The organism is Agromyces sp. GL_144, assembly GCF_057834305.1.
Genome location: NZ_CM174399.1, coordinates 2531981 through 2547453 on the forward strand (window position 1 = coordinate 2531981; position 15473 = coordinate 2547453).

Genomic DNA, 15473 nt, shown 5'->3' on the forward strand with positions numbered 1-15473 from the left:
TCCATCACGGTGCCTCCAGGGTGTCGCGACCGCCCGCTTGCCAAACGGAGAACTCTCCGGTACGGTCGATCTCAGTAGCGGAGAGTTCTCCGTTCTTGGTCTCAAGCATAGGAGAACCCTTGCAGTACATCAAGCTCGGTAGCACCGGCCTCGACGTCTCTCCCATCGCGATCGGCGCGATGACCTACGGCGAACCCGACCGCGGCCATCCCGTCTGGTCCCTCGGCGAGGAGGCCAGTCGCCCGCTCATCAAGCACGCCCTGGAGGCGGGCATCAACTTCTTCGACACCGCGAACATGTACTCCCAGGGCTCCAGCGAGGAGATCCTCGGCCGAGCCCTGCACGACTTCGCCGACCGCGACGACGTGGTGATCGCGACCAAGCTGCGCCACCCCATGCGGTCCGGCCCGAACGGGAAGGGCCTGTCCCGTAAGGCGATCATGACCGAGGTCGACCATTCGCTCACCCGTCTCGGCACCGACTACATCGATCTGTATCAGATCCACCGCAACGACCACACGACCCCGCTGGAAGAGACCCTCGAAGCCCTCCACGATCTCGTGAAGGCCGGAAAGGTCCGCTACCTCGGCGCCTCCTCGATGCACGCTTGGGAGTTCGCCAAGGCACTGCACCTGCAGAAGGCCAACGGCTGGGCACGGTTCGTGTCGATGCAGCACCACTACAACCTGCTCGCCCGCGAAGAGGAGCGCGAGATGATCCCCCTCGCCCTCGACGAAGGTGTCGGCACCGTAATCTGGTCGCCGCTCGCCCGAGGACGTCTCGCCCGCGCCTGGGACGACGCGAAAGCCACCGCCCGCAGCGGCAACGACGGCTTCGCCGACATGCTCTACACACCGCTCACCGAGCAGTCCGACCGGGCGATCATCGACGCTGTCGGCCAGGTCGCCGAGTCTCGCGGGGTTACGCGCGCTCAGATCGCCCTGGCCTGGCTACGCAGCAACCCTGTCGTCACCGCACCGCTGGTCGGCGCCAGCAGCACCCAGCAGATCGATGACGCCATCGCCTCGCTCGACATCACGCTCACCGACGACGAGATCCGCACTCTGGAGAACCCGTACACGCCCCGCTACGACTTCCAGGGCATTTCCGACGACGCCGAGCTGCAGGCCATCATGGCGCGCCTGCCCGGCTTCACCCCTGCCGCCTGATGACCAGTCGAACCCGCCCGGATGGGCACGCTCTCATGGTTCGTCGGACCCGCATCGGGGTCGTGGGGGCCTCGCTTCTGCTCGCAGCTCCTCTGATCGCGTGGCTCGCTGAACTGGTCACGGCAGCCGCGTGGCAGGACCCGCCATACGCTCCGCTGTACAACTGGGTCAGCCACCTCGGCGTGCCCGGCCCGCCCCAGGAAGCCTTCGGGCAGGTCATCAACTCGCCGCTCGCGTGGGTCATGAACACCGGCTGGATTCTCTACGGGGTCCTCGCGACCACCGGGCTGATCCTCGTGCTGCAGTTCCGAACCGGCATCCGGCCGATTCTTATCGGAGCGCTCGGACTGGTCGCCGGCATCGGCATCGTCCTTGTCGCCCTCGTCCACGGCTCTCAGGAGAACGTCGACAACGGGCTCATCGTCCTGCATTTGCTGGGCGCGCAAGCGGCGATCATCGCCGGGAACCTCTCCGCAGTCCTCGTCGGCACCTTCCAGCGCCGTCTCGGAATCAGTCGGGGCATCGGAACTGCCAGCTTGATCATCGGGATCGTCGGGTTGATCAGCTTCGTCGTGTTCATGACCGACTACCAGAGCGGCACCGAATGGAATCTCGGCCTGTTCGAGCGCGGCGCCGTCTACGGCGCCTACCTCGGCCACGCTCTCCTCGGCGCATCCCTCCTCGCCGCACTCACATCCCGCACTGCCCCGTTCTCATCGAAAGCGACATCATGACAACCCCCACACCCCAGACACCCACACGCCAGACACCGTTGAACTCCGGGTTCGGCGCCGCGAGCACCACCACCGACGTCCTGGCGGGCGTCGACCTCACCGGAAAGCTCGCCGTCGTCACCGGTGGCGGCTCCGGGATCGGCGTCGAGACCGTCCGCGCCCTCAGCACAGCAGGCAGCGACGTCATCGTTCCCGCCCGCGACACGTCCCGCGCCGCCGAAGCACTCGCCGGCATCGAACGGGTCGACATCCGACCGATGGACCTCACCGACCCCGCATCCATCGACTCGTTCGCGGGGACCGTCCTCGCGGACGACCGTGCCATCGACATCCTGATCAACAGCGCCGGCATCATGGCGGCACCCCTCGAACGCGACGCTCGCGGCTACGAGTCCCACTTCGCGACCAACCACCTCGGACACTTCCAACTCACCGCCAGACTCTGGCCACTCCTCGCCCGGGACGGCGGCGCCCGGGTCGTTTCCGTGTCGTCCTGGGGGCACCGGCAGTCCGACATCATCTGGGACGACCCGAACTTCACCCACACCGAATACACGCCGATGCGGGGCTACGGGCAATCCAAAACCGCCAACGTGCTCTTCGCGCTCGAACTGGATCGCCTCGGTCGAGACCGCGGAGTCCGCGCGTTCGCACTGCACCCCGGCAGCATCGTCACCCGGCTCGCCCGGCACACCACCACCGAAGCGCTCATCGACATGGGGGTTCTCGACGAGAACGGTGAGCCCATCCTTGACCCGTCCCGGAACATGAAGACTCCCGAGCAGGGCGCCGCGACCTCGATCTGGTGCGCCACCAGCCCGCAACTCGACGGGATCGGTGGCGTGTACTGCGAGAACGCTGACATCGCGCCGCTCTCGACCGCGGAGCGAGACAGCGCCACCCTCACCGTCGGCTCCTTCGCGCAAGGTGTCATGCCCTATGCCGTGGATCCCGAGTCCGCACGTCGGCTCTGGACGCTCAGCACCGAGCTCACTGGCGTCAACCTTCCCGAGGCGAGCTGATCGATGCGGACGACCATACGAACACGGAGGACACTGTGAAACTCGGAATCATCGGCGCGACAGGACGAGCCGGCTCCCTCATCCTCGCCGAAGCTGAACAACGCGGACACGAGGTCATCGCTTTCGTGCGGGATCGGCGGAAGCTCACCTCGACAACGGCCTACATCGAGAAACCCGTACTGGAGCTCGATCGGTCAGACATCCAGGGACTCGACGTACTCGTCTCCGCCTACGGCGTGCCACTCGGGCGAGAACACGAGCACCTAGACGTCACCCGGCACCTCCTCGATATCCTCCGCGGCACCTCGACCCGACTCATCGTCGTCGGCAGTGCCGGACACCTCTTCACCTCCCCGGCCCGCACGTCCCGCTACTACGAGACCGAGCTGAAACCCGGACCACTGCGAGACGGCTCTGCCGTCCTCCGGCAGGTCACCGACATGCTCGCCGCCTGCCCCGAAGTCACCTGGACGTATCTCGCCCCCGCTATCGAGTTCCAGCCCAACGGCCCGCGAACCGGCACATACAGAGCCGGCGACAACGTCGTGCTCCGCGACGCACAAGGGCGCAGTCAGATCAGCTACGCGGACTACGCCATCGCCATGATCGACGAGGTCGAACAACGACGGCACCTCAACCAGCTCTTCACGGTCGCCACCTAGAGAGACCGCCGCCCTGACTCACGACGAGCCGCTCACGTCGGTACCCGACCAACCAGCAAATGTCTACGTCCCGATTGACGCCCGATCGATCACAACACGTCAAGCGGCCTGCCCGGTCGCGTACGACTGTGTGAAGCTGAGCTTCGTCCGGTCCGGCTCGGCAATCGTGTTCAGCGAGTTCGGCGAGAGGGTGGTCAAGGCTGGCGACGTGATCCTGCTGGGCACGAACACCTTGTGCGGCAGCGAGCCCGAGGGCTGGATGACCATCACCACGCTCTATCTCGACGTCGACTACGTGGCGGATCAGGTGTTCTGGCAACACGCGGCGATATTCACGGACCGGCTCGACGCCCGCGCGTGCATGGACGACCGATATGCAGAGCCCGCGCAAGTGTTTCACCTCGGAGAAGACCGCATCGAGACCCTGATGCCGTTGCTCGATGAGCTGGTCGCACTCAGCAGGGAAGGCGACTTTGTCGACCGCTACTACAGAATGCAATCCATCCTGTTCGCTGTGATGGACGTCGTGGCGCCGTCCATCGAGATCACCCTGACGCGGCAGTCCCGAACGCAGAGGATGAAGGTCCGGCCGACTCTTCCTCGTCGCCGCGCGTTTCAGCCTCTGCGAGCTGAGGCGCGACGAACTGCCGAACTACTGCGGAATGCTTCATCACAACGCTGGACGCTGGACGCCCTCGCTCGCGAAGTGCATCTATCGAGGTCACAACTGAGCCGCGTGTTCGTCGACGCCTACGGCAAGACGCCACTGGCCTACCTCACCATGCTGCGCGTCGAGCAGATGGCCCAGCTGCTCCGCGAGACCGACCTCACCATCGACGCCGCCGCCCGACAAGTTGGATGGACCAATCGAGGTCACGTTGCTCGCCTCTTCCGGCAGTATGTCGGCGTCACGCCCCGTCGGTATCGGACTCTTCGCGAGGGCAGGAGCACCTGACGTCAGGTGCACCGGATCTGCTCAGTTTTGACGCGGATTTACGCACCAAAGGACGTCATCGAACAAGCACAGCCTCGATTGCTGGTAGTCCAGATGGGATTCGTCGGGTTCATCGGAGCCTGACGGTCGCCTCGTCAGTTCCGTCCGTCTCAGTCTCCTGATCCTCCCGACGCACCTCATGGTCGCAAGGGCCACCGGCACATGCCTTCAGCCCTTACCGGGAGGAGGTCACGGATGGCGACGGACGAGGAGGCGCGAGCGGCGCGGGATGCGCGGCTCGAACAGCTCCATGAACGGTTGACGACTGCGGTCGATCAACTCGTCTCGGGTGAGGACTGGAAGCGTGCGCTGGAGTTCGCGGCCCGGTTCCGAGCGAAGTCATTCAACAACACGCTGCTGATCTGGGCGCAGCACCTCGATCTCTACGAGGCAGGGCGCACGAGCGTGCCGGAGCCGACATTCGTGGCCGGGTACAAGCAGTGGAAGGCGCTGGGCCGCTCTCCGCTGGCGGGTGGGTCGATGCAGATCTTCGCGCCGCTGATGGCGCGGTTCGCGTCCTCGACACCGCAGAACCCCGAGTCATGGCGCCGGCTGGACAGGTACGAGAAGCCGAAGCCCGGCGAAACGGTCCGGTCGAAGATGGTCCGCGCGATCCCGGTGCGTGTCTGGGATGTCTCAATGACCGACGGCCCGCCGATCCCTGAACGCCCGGCGCCGACGCTGCTGGAAGGCCAGGCACCGGACGGCTTGTGGGAAGGGCTTTCGGCGCTGGTGGTGGCCGAGGGCTTCTCGGTACTGCGGGTCGAGCACGAGGGGATGATCCACGGCGCGAACGGCCTGACCGACTTCCAGGCGCGCACCGTCGCGGTGCGGACGAACATGGACGACGCCGCGCAGGTGAAGACCCTCGCGCACGAGCTCGCGCATGTGATGCTGCACGGCCCCGACAATCCGGACGCGACCGGGCATCGCGGTATCGGCGAGGTCGAGGCAGAGTCCGTGGCGTTGATGATCGGCGCCGCGCATGACATGGACACCACCGCCTACGCGATCCCGTATGTCTCAGGCTGGGCGGGCACGGTCAAGGACAAGCACCCGGCCGAGGTCGTGCAGGCGACAGGCGAGCGAGTGCGCAAGGTCGCGGTGACGATTCTCGACGCGCTGCCCACCGTCCAGGTCGGCACCGGCGACCCGCCCGACCTAGCCCGTGAGCCGGCTGGGACTTCACGTGTGGCTGGCCCGGAGCGGATCGCGCCCCAGCCAGTGCCGGTCAAGTCGGCGCGTTCGTCGCGTCCTGCGGACGTCACGGTGGGGAGCCTGTGATGAGCGTCGCCAGCGCCCTCTCCTCGATGTCGGCCCTTCCGCTGTCGCAGGCCGCTGTGCTGTTTGCTTCCGCCGGGGTGCCGGTGTTCCCGTGCGTGCCCGGCGCGAAGAACCCGCTGTTGAAGCCGGACAAGGAGCACCCGCAGGCGCAGCCTGGTGGGTTCCACTCGGCGACCATCGATGCCCGTCAGGTGGCGGCGTGGTGGCGGCGGTGGCCGTCCGCGAATATCGGCATCCCGACCGGCGCTGTCTCCGGGGTCGTGGTCATCGATGTGGACCGCAAGCCCGGAGGTGACGGGTTCGAGGCGCTCGAGCGCGCTCGCCGTGCCGGCCTGGTGCCGGGCTGTCTGGCCGTGGTCAGGTCAGCGTCGGGCGGGGCGCACTTCTACTTCCCGGTTGATCCGGACCGGCCGCAGCGGTCGTGGCAGGCGGCGAGGGCTCATGTGGATTTCCGCGGCGACGGCGGCTACATCATCGCCCCACCCTCGACCGTAACCGACTCCGGTTCCTACGAGTTCGTTGCTGGCGCCGACCGTGTGCCGGGACCCGTGGATGCGGCTCGGCTGCGGGACTTCCTAGACCCGCGCCCGGAGCCTGCCCCGCACCGCGTGCGCGGCCCAATCCGTTCGGAGGATGCAGCACGGCTGGCCGCATGGGTCGGGATGCGCGCCGAGGGTGAGCGCAATCGCGGCCTGTTCTGGGCGTCGTGCCGTCTCGCGGAGGCGGGTCTGTCGCTGCCCGAGATGGTCGACGCGCTCGCCCCGGCGGGTGAACGAATGGGCCTTGCGCCGCGGGAGGTCGAGACCACGATTCGCTCTGCGTACCGCGCCGCGCACGCCCAGCCCGCATCTGTCGTCGGGCAGGAGGAGGCGGCGAGCCGGCCGGTGCGACTCACGGGGCAGGTGCTCTCATGAGTTCCGCGGTGCGGACGCGGGGCGGCCGGCTCGCGGTCGTGACGGCCGTGGCCGGGACGGTGTTCATCGCGGCCGGCGCGTTCTGGCTCTCGTTCACCGCCCTCGCGGACCTCGCTCGCCGCTCGGGCGTGGATGCCGGGCAGGCGTGGGCCTGGCCGCTCATCGTTGACGGGATCATCGTCGTCGCGACGGTCGCTGTCGTCGCCCTCGCGGGCCAGCGGTCGGCTTGGTACCCGTGGCTGCTGCTCGCGGCCGGTGCGCTGGTGTCGGTGACGGCGAACGCGATCCACGCCGTCGTCGCGGCCGACGCCGACGTGCCCAGCGTGCTCGCCGCGTGTGTGGCGGCGGTGCCGCCGCTGGTGCTGCTGGCGATCACGCATCTCACCGTGATCCTCACTCGCCCGGTCCCCGCGAGTATCGAGCCCGCCGAGGAGTCTGCGCCTGATGAGCGTGTGCCTGATGCTGCGCCGTCGCCGCTGGCGGTCGTGCCGGTGCGCCAAGCGAGCCGGGAGCTCGCGGCGCGCCTGCGGGAGGAGGAGGGCTGGTCCAACAAGGCCATCGCCAGGCGCCTGGGCGTGCACCCCTCCACCGTGGGCCGCTGGTTCGCCCCGCCCGCACCGACGACGGATGAGGAGAAGGAGACGCCATGAACGACGGCCAGCACACGACCGCCCTGCACGAGCGCATCGAACGCGAACCCGACCAGCCGGAGCGCGACGGAACGTCGCGGGAGAGCGAGGCCTCGGTGCTCGCCCGGCACCGCGACCCGTCGCTGACCGAAGGCGCCACGGAGGCGGCAAAAAAGCAGCGGCCGGGCGTGGAGTGGGTGCGCCCGACCGACCTGATCGCGTCACGCTCGGCCCGGATCGCCGGGCGGGGTATCGACTTCCAGGCTGAGCTCGCCCGCCGCTCCCGCCGGGTTCCCGGCCAGGCGTACCGGGCGACGCGCACCGGGGTACGCACTGGTGTCCGGTTCGTGAGCGAGCGTGCCCGGAAGCTGCCGCCCGTGACGGCGTTCGGCCGCGGGTCCGGGGAGCACTACTCCTGGGTGTCGCGCTCCGGGATCGGGCTGGGGTAACCATGTTCGCCCCCAGCGCGACGGCGCGAAGCCAGGCCGCTGGGGGCCGTGTGCGCACCTGCCTGTCAGGAGGTGCCGTCATGGAGACTGCCACGGCCCGCGACCGGCGGGAACGATTCGAGGACTCGGAGGCGCTGCGCGCCCTGCTCACCCGCCTCCACGAGGCGGGGCGCGGGGCGTGGCGCCATGACCCCGAGGCCGCTGCGCTCATGGAGCATGCGGCGAGCAAGTACGCGGCGCTGGCCCGCAAGCACGGGCTGGACCCGTGGGAGGCGGCGTCGGCGGCATTCGAGGCGATGCGCGGTGCCGCGACCCGCCGGGCGGAGGACCCGTGGGCGGTGATCACGCGGGCGGTGCAGGTGACCTGCATCGGCGAGGAGCGCGGCAACGGGCTGCTGTGTTCCGTCCACCAGGCCCGCCGTCCCCGCTACTCGGTGTTCCACGATGCGGAGCGGTTCAGCGACCGTGAGAACCCGCTGCCCGATTACCACCCCGCGTTCCGGTTCGACCCCTTCACCGACGATGAGCCCGACGACGAGGACCCGGTGCCCGAGCGGGCGGTGAACGTCGCCACCGCCATCGAGGACACCATCGCGTTCCTGACCCGGGTCGGGTGGGAGCCAGAGACCGCGCGGGCCGCGGTCGAGTACGTCACTGCCCGGCTCACGGAGGCGTCCTCGCGGGCGTCGGCGTTCGAGGTGCTGCGCCGCGACCGGCAGGCCCGCGCCCTCCTCGACCTCCCCGGCGCATCCTGGACGGCGCTGCTGCGGGTCGTGCTCGGTGTTCCCGACCCGGCCCTCGCGCACACGAACGCCGGCCGCGGAATGCTCCGCCGCCTGCTGATCGGCCAGCCGCTGCGCGCACTCCTCACAGACGACGACCTCGTGATCACCGCCGGGCTCGCCGCCCCACGCATCGGGACCGACGGATCATGAGCACGCCGTTGGAAGGACGCATCGAGCTGGAGCGCGCCGTCGATTCGATCATCGTCGGCGCGCGGCACCGGCACGACCACGGCGACCTGACCCCGCTGGTCGAATCGATCCGCCGCCACGGGCTGCTCCAGCCGATCACGGTCACCCTCGACGGGCACCTGATCTGCGGCGCCCGACGGCTCGCCGCGATAAAAATGCTCGGCATCAAGACCGTCAACGTCTGGGTGCGCTCCGGGGTCTCCGACCGGCTCGGGCAGCTCCTCGCGGAGCAGGACGACAACCAGCTCCACAAACCCCTCACCCAGCTCGAAGCCGCCGCCCTCTACCGCGAACTGAAGACCCTGCTGGCCGAGGACGCCGCCCGCCGCCAGGAGGCCACCCGGTTCCAAGCGTCCGCCGACGACGCAGAAGACGGTGGTGCCAATTTGGCACCACCGCAGATCGAGCAGGGCAAGACCCGCGCGCAGGCCGCTCGGATGGTCACTGGCCGCGCCTCCTACACGACGTTGGAGCGCATCGGCCGGCTGGAAGACCTCGCCGCGGACGAGTCCCAGCCCGAGGCGGTGCGGGCGCGCGCCGCGCGGGAGGTCGAGCGGATCAAGATCGGCGGCAGCGTCTATCCCTCGCATCTGCGCGTGAACGCGGAGCTGTCGCTGGCGGAGCTCGACCAGCTCGCCGCCGACCCGGCCCAGCCCGCCGAGCTGCGCGAGCAGGCCCGCACCGAAGCGGATGCGGTGCGGGCCGCGGAGCGGGAGGCGAAGGCCGCGGAGCTGGAGCAGTTGGCGCAGGCCGCGCTCGCCCGCGTCAAGGCCGCCAAGATGACCGGCAGGAAGGCGAAGCGGCCCGCGCTGACGGCGGTGAAGCCGGGCCTCCCGGTGCCGTTCCCGCTGAGCGTGTTCACCGCGACGTGGGACGACATGGCCTCGTGGTGGGAGCACTACAACCCCGCCGAGGTCGGCCCCGCACTGACCACCGAGCAATGGGCACGGTTCGAGCAGACGATCACCGGCACCGTCGCGTTCGCCGACGCCGCCCGTGCCTCACGGCAGGACCGGGCCGAGCAGACCGCCTGAACAGGCCGGGGGTCGGTGACGCACCTCCCTGGCAACCACGCATCCCTATTGCCGCCCGGGAAGGACCCCTGTTCATGGACCCCGCCGCCCCCGATGACCGTCGCCGTCGCCGCCTGCTGATCGCCGCCACCGCCGCAGGCCTCGCCCTGCTGATCCTCATCGGCGTCGGCATCTACGGACTCGTCCGAGGCCCCGCCGCCCCTGCCGACCCGCCGCCGAGCGAACGACCCTCCACCACGGCGGGGCCTGTGACGGCTGGCCCGACGCCGGGCGGTGAGCTCGAGCCGCTGCGGCAGAACCTCGGCCCGGAAGCAGTCGCCCGCGCGGTCGCGACCGCGCTGTTCACCTGGGACACCACGACCGGGCACATGCCCTCGGACTATGCGCAGGTGCTCGCGGATGCCGCCCACGGCTCCGAGGCGGATGCGTTCGTGGGCGACGTGCGCGCCTACCTGCCTTCTGTGGAGGCGTGGGCGCAGCTGCGCCAGTATGCGACGCGCCAGTGGCTCACCATCGACGAGGTGTTCATCCCGGAGGCGTGGGAGACCGCCGTCGACCAGGCCGCGCCCGGCCAGATCCCGGCCGGGGCGATCGCCTACACGATCGAGGGCACGAGGCACCGTGACGGCACCTGGGGCACGGCCCCGGTGGAGGCGTCCCGCCCGGTCGCGTTCACCGTGTTCCTCGTCTGCACCCCGCCCACGCCCGGCCGCGGCGCGGCATCGGGGTCGTGCGAGGTGCTGCGGCTGTCCGAGCTCGACAACCCGCTGCACTGAGCCGGGAGCGTCGTGATGAAGAAGCTCGCCGTCCTCGCCCTCACCCTGCTGCTCATCGGGCCCTCCACCGCCCTGCTGGGGGTCGCCGCGCTCGGCGGCACCTCCGCCGCGACCGCCGCCGTCTGCACGCCCGGCTCACTCGCGGTCGGTCCGATCCCGGACTCGCTGACCGCGACGACCCGCAACGGGGAGACGGTCACGCTGAACCGGCAACAGCTCACGCACGCGGCGACGATCATCACGGTCGGCGGGCAGACCGCCGGCGTCGGACGCGACGGTGTGCTGATCGCGCTCATGGCCGCGCTCACCGAATCCACCTTGCGGATGCTCGCCAACACCAGCGCCTACCCGGAGTCCGCGGACTATCCGCACGATGGCGACGGGTCGGATCATGACTCGCTCGGCCTGTTCCAGATGCGGCCCGCCAGCGGCTGGGGCACGGTCGCGGAACTCATGGACTCGGCTTACCAGGCTCGAGCCTTCTACGGCGGCGAGTCCGGGCCGAACTACCCGTCCCCGCGGGGGCTGCTCGACATCCCGGGCTGGCAGCGGCTCGATCCCGGCGAGGCCGCGCAGGCCGTCGAGGTCAGCGCTTATCCGGACAGGTATCAGAACTACCAGCCGGTTGCGCAGGCGATCCTCGCCGCGCTCACCCGCCCCGCGCCCTCTGGCAACGGGGGCGGGGATGAGGCACCGGTCGTGCCCGAGACGACCAGGATCGTGTTCCCGCTTCCCGAGGGAACCTGGGTGCGGACGAGCCCGTTCGGGTGGCGCAACGACCCGATCACCGGGGAACGACGCTTCCACGCAGGCTCGGACTTCGCCGCCCCCGACGGCACCCCGATCTATGCCGTCGCCGATGGCGTCGTGGTGCGCGCGAACTACACCGACGCAGGCGGCGGGGTCATCGTCATCGAGCACACCGTCGGCGGGCAGCGGGTCGCGTCGATGTATGTGCACATGTGGCAGCACGGCATCCACGTCGCCGAAGGCGACACCGTGACCGCGGGCCAGCACATCGGGGACGTCGGCTCCTCCGGCCACTCGACCGGCCCGCACCTCCACCTGCAAATCCACCCCGGCGGCGCAGGCGCCGACCCCGTGGACTCCGACGCCTGGCTCACCGAACACGGCGCCGAAGGGATTGCGGGCGGCGATGCCGCCCCCGCCCTGTGCACTGCCGGGGGTGCGTGATGGACGTGTTCCCCGACTTCGGCGGAGTGGGCGGCGCCGCAGACCTGCGCTCCATCGTCGGCGCGCTGCTGATGTTCGTGCTCGTCACCGCGGTGCTCATGCTCATCGTCTGCGCCATCATCTGGGCGATCAGCGGAGCCTCCGGCAACTACCAGGCAGCGACCAAGGCCCGCACCGGCCTGCTTGTCGCGGTCGGCGCCGCCGCGCTATCCGGTGCCGGCGTTGCCTGGCTCAACTTCCTGCTGGACGTCGGCACCCGGCTCTGACCGTCCTTGCCTGTGCGGCTGGGGGCGAGTGCGCACCTGACCGTCGAGAACCCCGTCTCGACCAGTCAAGGGAGCACAACCGTGATCGACATCGACCCCAACAGCTCGGGCCTTCCGGGCATCGAGCAGCTGCGCATCATCGTCGGCGCCGTGATGACGGTGGGCCTGATCCTCTCCGTCCTCGCCCTGATCGTCTCCGCGATCGTCTGGGGTCTCGGATCGAACAGCAGCAACCCCCACCTCGCCAGCCGCGGCAAGGTCGGCGTCCTCGTGAGCTGCGGGGCGGCGATCATCTGCGGCGCCGCGGTGACGCTGGTGAACTTCTTCTGGGGCGTCGGGCAGGCCGTCTAATGACGACCCGACATGACTTCCGACGGCGGGGGTGGGCGCGGTGAGCGTTTGCGACGTCCCGGTCATCTCCTCCGTCTGTGACGCCGTCGGCGAGGGCACCGCCTCCCTGATCGCGGCCCCGTTCGACTGGCTCGCCCAGGCGATGGCCGGGGCTGCGGCGTGGCTGTTCGAGGCCGTGTGGTGGGTGTTCGACACCACGACCCTCGTCGACGTCACGAGCGCCGAGTACGTCGGCGTCTACAACGTCCTCTTCGGTGTCGCCGTGTTCGTGATGCTGATCTTCTTCTGCCTCCAGCTCATCACCGGCCTGATCCACCGCGACCCCACCGCCCTGTCCCGCGCCGCGCTCGGCCTCGCCAAGTCCGTCCTCGGGTCGTTTCTCGTCATCACCCTCACGGCGCTGCTACTGGAAGTGACCGATCAGCTCGCGGTCGGGATCGTGCAGGCCACCGGGAACACGATGGAAGGGATGGGGACCCAGATCGGGCTCCTCGCCGTCGGGCTCGCAGGCATCAACCTCACGGCCCCTGGCACCGGGGCGATCATCACGATCTTCCTCGCCGGCCTGGCCATCTCGGCGGCGGCGATCGTGTGGTTCTCCCTGCTGATCCGCAAGGCGCTGCTGCTGGTGGCGATCGTGTTCGGCCCGGTCGCCCTGGCCGGGGCGACGTGGGATGCGACGAAGGGCTGGTTCGCCAAGTGGGCGGCCTTCGTGATCGCCCTGATCTTCTCCAAGCTCGTCCTCGTCGTGATCTTCCTCGTCGCGATCGGGCAGGTCTCGGCCCCGATCGAGGCCGACCTGGCCTCCATCTCCGACCCGATCGCGGGCGTCGTGCTGATGTTCATCGCCGCGTTCGCGCCCTACATCACCTACAAGTTCCTGTCGTTCGTGGGCTTCGACATGTACCACGCGATGTCGTCCGAGCAGGAGGCGAAGTCCGCGCTGAACCGGCCCGTGCCGGTGCCGTCCGCCCCGCAGGCCGACACGGCCAAGAAAGTGCTCGACGCCGGCACCGACCCCGGCAGCAAGCCCCCGAGCGGTGGCGGCGGCGCGGGCGGAGGCTCGACACCGCCCCCACCTCCTCCTCCCGGTGCGTCGGCCGCGGCCCCGGCCAGCGCAGGAGCCGGCACGGCGGGCACCGGCGCCGCCGCATCCGCCGGAGCCGGAGCCGGAGCTGGGGCTGGAGCGGGCGCCGGAGCTGCCGGCGCTGGCGCGGCTGGTGCCGGTGCGGCCGCGGGGCCTGTCGGTGCCGCGGTGGTCGTCGGAGCCGCCGTGGTCAAGGCCGCAGCGACCGCCGGCCCGAAGGCAGGCAAAGCGGTAGGCGGCGCGGCGGACAGCCAGGCCGGCGCGGCGGCCGAACAGACATCCCCGCCGCCGTCGCAGGGCACCCCGCCGCGTCCCGCACCGTCAACGCCGCCTCCGGCCACGCCGCCCTCTCCCGGGACTGCAGAGTCCTCGCCCGCGCCTCGGCGCCGGCAGGACCCGCCGCCTCCGCCATCGTCCACACCGGCCGAGAAGGAGTAACCCCTGATGGTCACGAACTCGAACAGCGACTACCCGCTGGCGCCGGTGCAGTTCTCCCGGCTCGCCAAGCGCGGCATCATGCTCGGCCTGTCCCTGCCGCAGCTCATCGTCCTCGGCATCGCGGTGCTCACGGTCGTCTTCTCCCTCTACACCGCCGGCGGGATGGGCTTCGCCTGGACCGCACCCGTCTGGGGCACCTGCGCCCTGCTCGCGGTGATCCCTGCTGGGGGCCGGAAGGTGATCGAGTGGGTGCCGATCCTCGCCCGCTGGGCCGCCCGGACCTATCTCGGGCAGCTCATCTACCGGCGCCGCGTCATCAAGCCCCGCCCCGCCGGGACCCTCGCCCTGCCCGGGGACGCGGCACCGCTGCGGGAGTGGGAGGACCCCGAGACCGGCGCGGCGATGGTCCACGACCCGCACGCGCAGACCCTCACCGCGATCCTCGGCGTCTCCCACCCCGCCTTCGTCTTGCTTGATCCGGGTGAGCAGCAGCGCCGGGTCTCCGGGTGGGGCCGCGTGCTGGCCGCCGCGTGCCGTTCCGGACGGATCGCGCGGATTCAGGTGTCCGAGCGGACCCTGCCGGACTCGGGCACGGGGCTGGCGGAGTGGTGGCGCACGCACGGCACTGATGACGGATCCTGGGCCGCGACCACCTACGCCGAGCTCATCGAGCGTGCCGGCCCCGCCGGAGAACGCCACGCCACCACGATCAGCCTCGCGCTCGACATGAAGGCCGCCGCCCGGCAGATACGCACTTCCGGCGGCGGGATGCGCGGCGCCGCGGCCGTGCTGCGGCAGGAGATGAGCACCCTCACCACGGCGCTGCGCGCGGCCGAGCTCGCCTCGACCGGGTGGCTGACACCGGGCGAGGTCGCCGTCATCCTGCGCTCGGCCTACGACCCCGCCGCCGCCCCCGCCTTGGAGCGGCACGGAGACCTCGGCCGTGACCTGGCGACGGCCGGACCGGTCGCGGTCACGGAGACCTGGGACCGGCTGCGGTCGGACTCCGCGCACCATGCGGTGCTGTGGATCACCGAGTGGCCTCGCTCGCAGGTGTATCCCGGCTTCCTCGCCCCGCTCGTGCTGTCCAACGGCATCCTGCGCACACTCGCCCTGCACTACACCCCGGTCCGCGCCGACCAGGCCGCCCGGGACCTACGGAAGAAGAAGACCGAACTCATCTCCGATGCCGCCCAGCGGCGCAAGATCGGGCAGATCGACGACGCGGCTAGCAGCGCCGAGCTGGACGACGTGCTCCAGCAGGAGGCCGACCTGACTGCCGGGCACGGCGTCCTGCGCGTCTCCGGCCTCGTCTCCGTCTCCGCACCGACCGTGGACGAGCTCGATGCCGCGGTGGCCGCGGTCGAGCAGGCGGCGATCCAAGCGTCCTGCGAGACCAGGCGGCTCATCGGTCAGCAGGCGCAGGCGTTCACCGCTGCCGCGCTGCCGTTGTGCCGGTCGGTCTGACTCGGCGCACCTGCTGACCAACCGTCACG

General features: G+C 70.0%; 17 protein-coding genes. All 17 read left to right on the forward strand.

Annotated features, from left to right (window positions below; translation table 11 throughout):
* The first annotated feature begins 119 nt into the window (after positions 1 to 119).
* The 17 genes from AC3IPY_RS11575 to AC3IPY_RS11655 all read left to right on the forward strand — a co-directional run bounded on the left by AC3IPY_RS11575 (position 120) and on the right by AC3IPY_RS11655 (position 15444).
* Positions 120 to 1169 carry an aldo/keto reductase gene (locus tag AC3IPY_RS11575; protein WP_489188310.1) on the forward strand — a complete coding sequence of 350 codons (1050 nt, stop codon included), beginning with the start codon at positions 120 to 122 and terminating at the stop codon, positions 1167 to 1169.
* Positions 1169 to 1903 carry a DUF998 domain-containing protein gene (locus AC3IPY_RS11580; protein ID WP_489184440.1) on the forward strand — a complete coding sequence of 245 codons (735 nt, stop codon included), beginning with the start codon at positions 1169 to 1171 and terminating at the stop codon, positions 1901 to 1903. Before AC3IPY_RS11575 ends, AC3IPY_RS11580 begins: the two co-directional genes overlap by 1 nt.
* A gap of 38 nt (positions 1904 to 1941) precedes the next feature.
* A complete protein-coding gene (locus AC3IPY_RS11585; protein ID WP_489188311.1) occupies positions 1942 to 2925 on the forward strand; it encodes an oxidoreductase in 984 nt (327 codons plus the stop codon).
* 35 nt (positions 2926 to 2960) lie between these two features.
* Positions 2961 to 3587 carry an NAD(P)-dependent oxidoreductase gene (locus tag AC3IPY_RS11590; protein ID WP_489184441.1) on the forward strand — a complete coding sequence of 209 codons (627 nt, stop codon included), beginning with the start codon at positions 2961 to 2963 and terminating at the stop codon, positions 3585 to 3587.
* A gap of 130 nt (positions 3588 to 3717) precedes the next feature.
* A complete protein-coding gene (locus AC3IPY_RS11595) occupies positions 3718 to 4542 on the forward strand; it encodes a helix-turn-helix transcriptional regulator (protein ID WP_489184442.1) in 825 nt (274 codons plus the stop codon).
* Positions 4543 to 4776: 234 nt separating this feature from the next.
* The gene (locus tag AC3IPY_RS11600; RefSeq protein WP_489184443.1) at positions 4777 to 5865 is read left to right on the forward strand and encodes an ImmA/IrrE family metallo-endopeptidase; all 1089 of its coding nucleotides are present in this window, start codon (positions 4777 to 4779) and stop codon (positions 5863 to 5865) included.
* Complete coding sequence (locus AC3IPY_RS11605) at positions 5865 to 6779, forward strand: bifunctional DNA primase/polymerase (RefSeq protein WP_489184444.1); 915 nt, start codon at positions 5865 to 5867, stop codon at positions 6777 to 6779. The genes AC3IPY_RS11600 and AC3IPY_RS11605 overlap by 1 nt, the downstream gene beginning before the upstream one ends.
* Positions 6776 to 7429, forward strand: a complete 654-nt coding sequence (locus AC3IPY_RS11610; RefSeq protein WP_489184445.1) for a DUF2637 domain-containing protein — start codon at positions 6776 to 6778, stop codon at positions 7427 to 7429. Before AC3IPY_RS11605 ends, AC3IPY_RS11610 begins: the two co-directional genes overlap by 4 nt.
* The gene (locus AC3IPY_RS11615; RefSeq protein WP_489184446.1) at positions 7426 to 7857 is read left to right on the forward strand and encodes a hypothetical protein; all 432 of its coding nucleotides are present in this window, start codon (positions 7426 to 7428) and stop codon (positions 7855 to 7857) included. Before AC3IPY_RS11610 ends, AC3IPY_RS11615 begins: the two co-directional genes overlap by 4 nt.
* A gap of 80 nt (positions 7858 to 7937) precedes the next feature.
* Positions 7938 to 8792: a serine/threonine-protein kinase gene (locus AC3IPY_RS11620; RefSeq protein ID WP_489184447.1), complete on the forward strand. Its 855-nt coding sequence runs from the start codon at positions 7938 to 7940 to the stop codon at positions 8790 to 8792.
* On the forward strand, positions 8789 to 9865 hold the full coding sequence (locus tag AC3IPY_RS11625; protein ID WP_489184448.1) for a ParB N-terminal domain-containing protein: 1077 nt from the start codon (positions 8789 to 8791) through the stop codon (positions 9863 to 9865). The genes AC3IPY_RS11620 and AC3IPY_RS11625 overlap by 4 nt, the downstream gene beginning before the upstream one ends.
* A gap of 74 nt (positions 9866 to 9939) precedes the next feature.
* On the forward strand, positions 9940 to 10641 hold the full coding sequence (locus AC3IPY_RS11630; protein WP_489184449.1) for a hypothetical protein: 702 nt from the start codon (positions 9940 to 9942) through the stop codon (positions 10639 to 10641).
* Between the two features lie 15 nt (positions 10642 to 10656).
* Positions 10657 to 11835 carry a M23 family metallopeptidase gene (locus AC3IPY_RS11635; RefSeq protein ID WP_489184450.1) on the forward strand — a complete coding sequence of 393 codons (1179 nt, stop codon included), beginning with the start codon at positions 10657 to 10659 and terminating at the stop codon, positions 11833 to 11835.
* Positions 11835 to 12101, forward strand: coding sequence for a DUF6112 family protein (locus tag AC3IPY_RS11640; protein WP_043281856.1), 267 nt, complete (start codon positions 11835 to 11837; stop codon positions 12099 to 12101). Before AC3IPY_RS11635 ends, AC3IPY_RS11640 begins: the two co-directional genes overlap by 1 nt.
* An 81-nt stretch (positions 12102 to 12182) precedes the next feature.
* A complete protein-coding gene (locus AC3IPY_RS11645; RefSeq protein WP_020627604.1) occupies positions 12183 to 12452 on the forward strand; it encodes a DUF6112 family protein in 270 nt (89 codons plus the stop codon).
* A gap of 40 nt (positions 12453 to 12492) precedes the next feature.
* On the forward strand, positions 12493 to 13977 hold the full coding sequence (locus AC3IPY_RS11650; RefSeq protein ID WP_489184451.1) for a TrbL/VirB6 family protein: 1485 nt from the start codon (positions 12493 to 12495) through the stop codon (positions 13975 to 13977).
* 6 nt (positions 13978 to 13983) lie between these two features.
* Positions 13984 to 15444 (forward strand): SCO6880 family protein, encoded by a 1461-nt coding sequence (locus tag AC3IPY_RS11655; RefSeq protein ID WP_489184452.1) that lies wholly within the window; start codon positions 13984 to 13986, stop codon positions 15442 to 15444.
* The last annotated feature ends 29 nt before the right edge of the window (positions 15445 to 15473 follow it).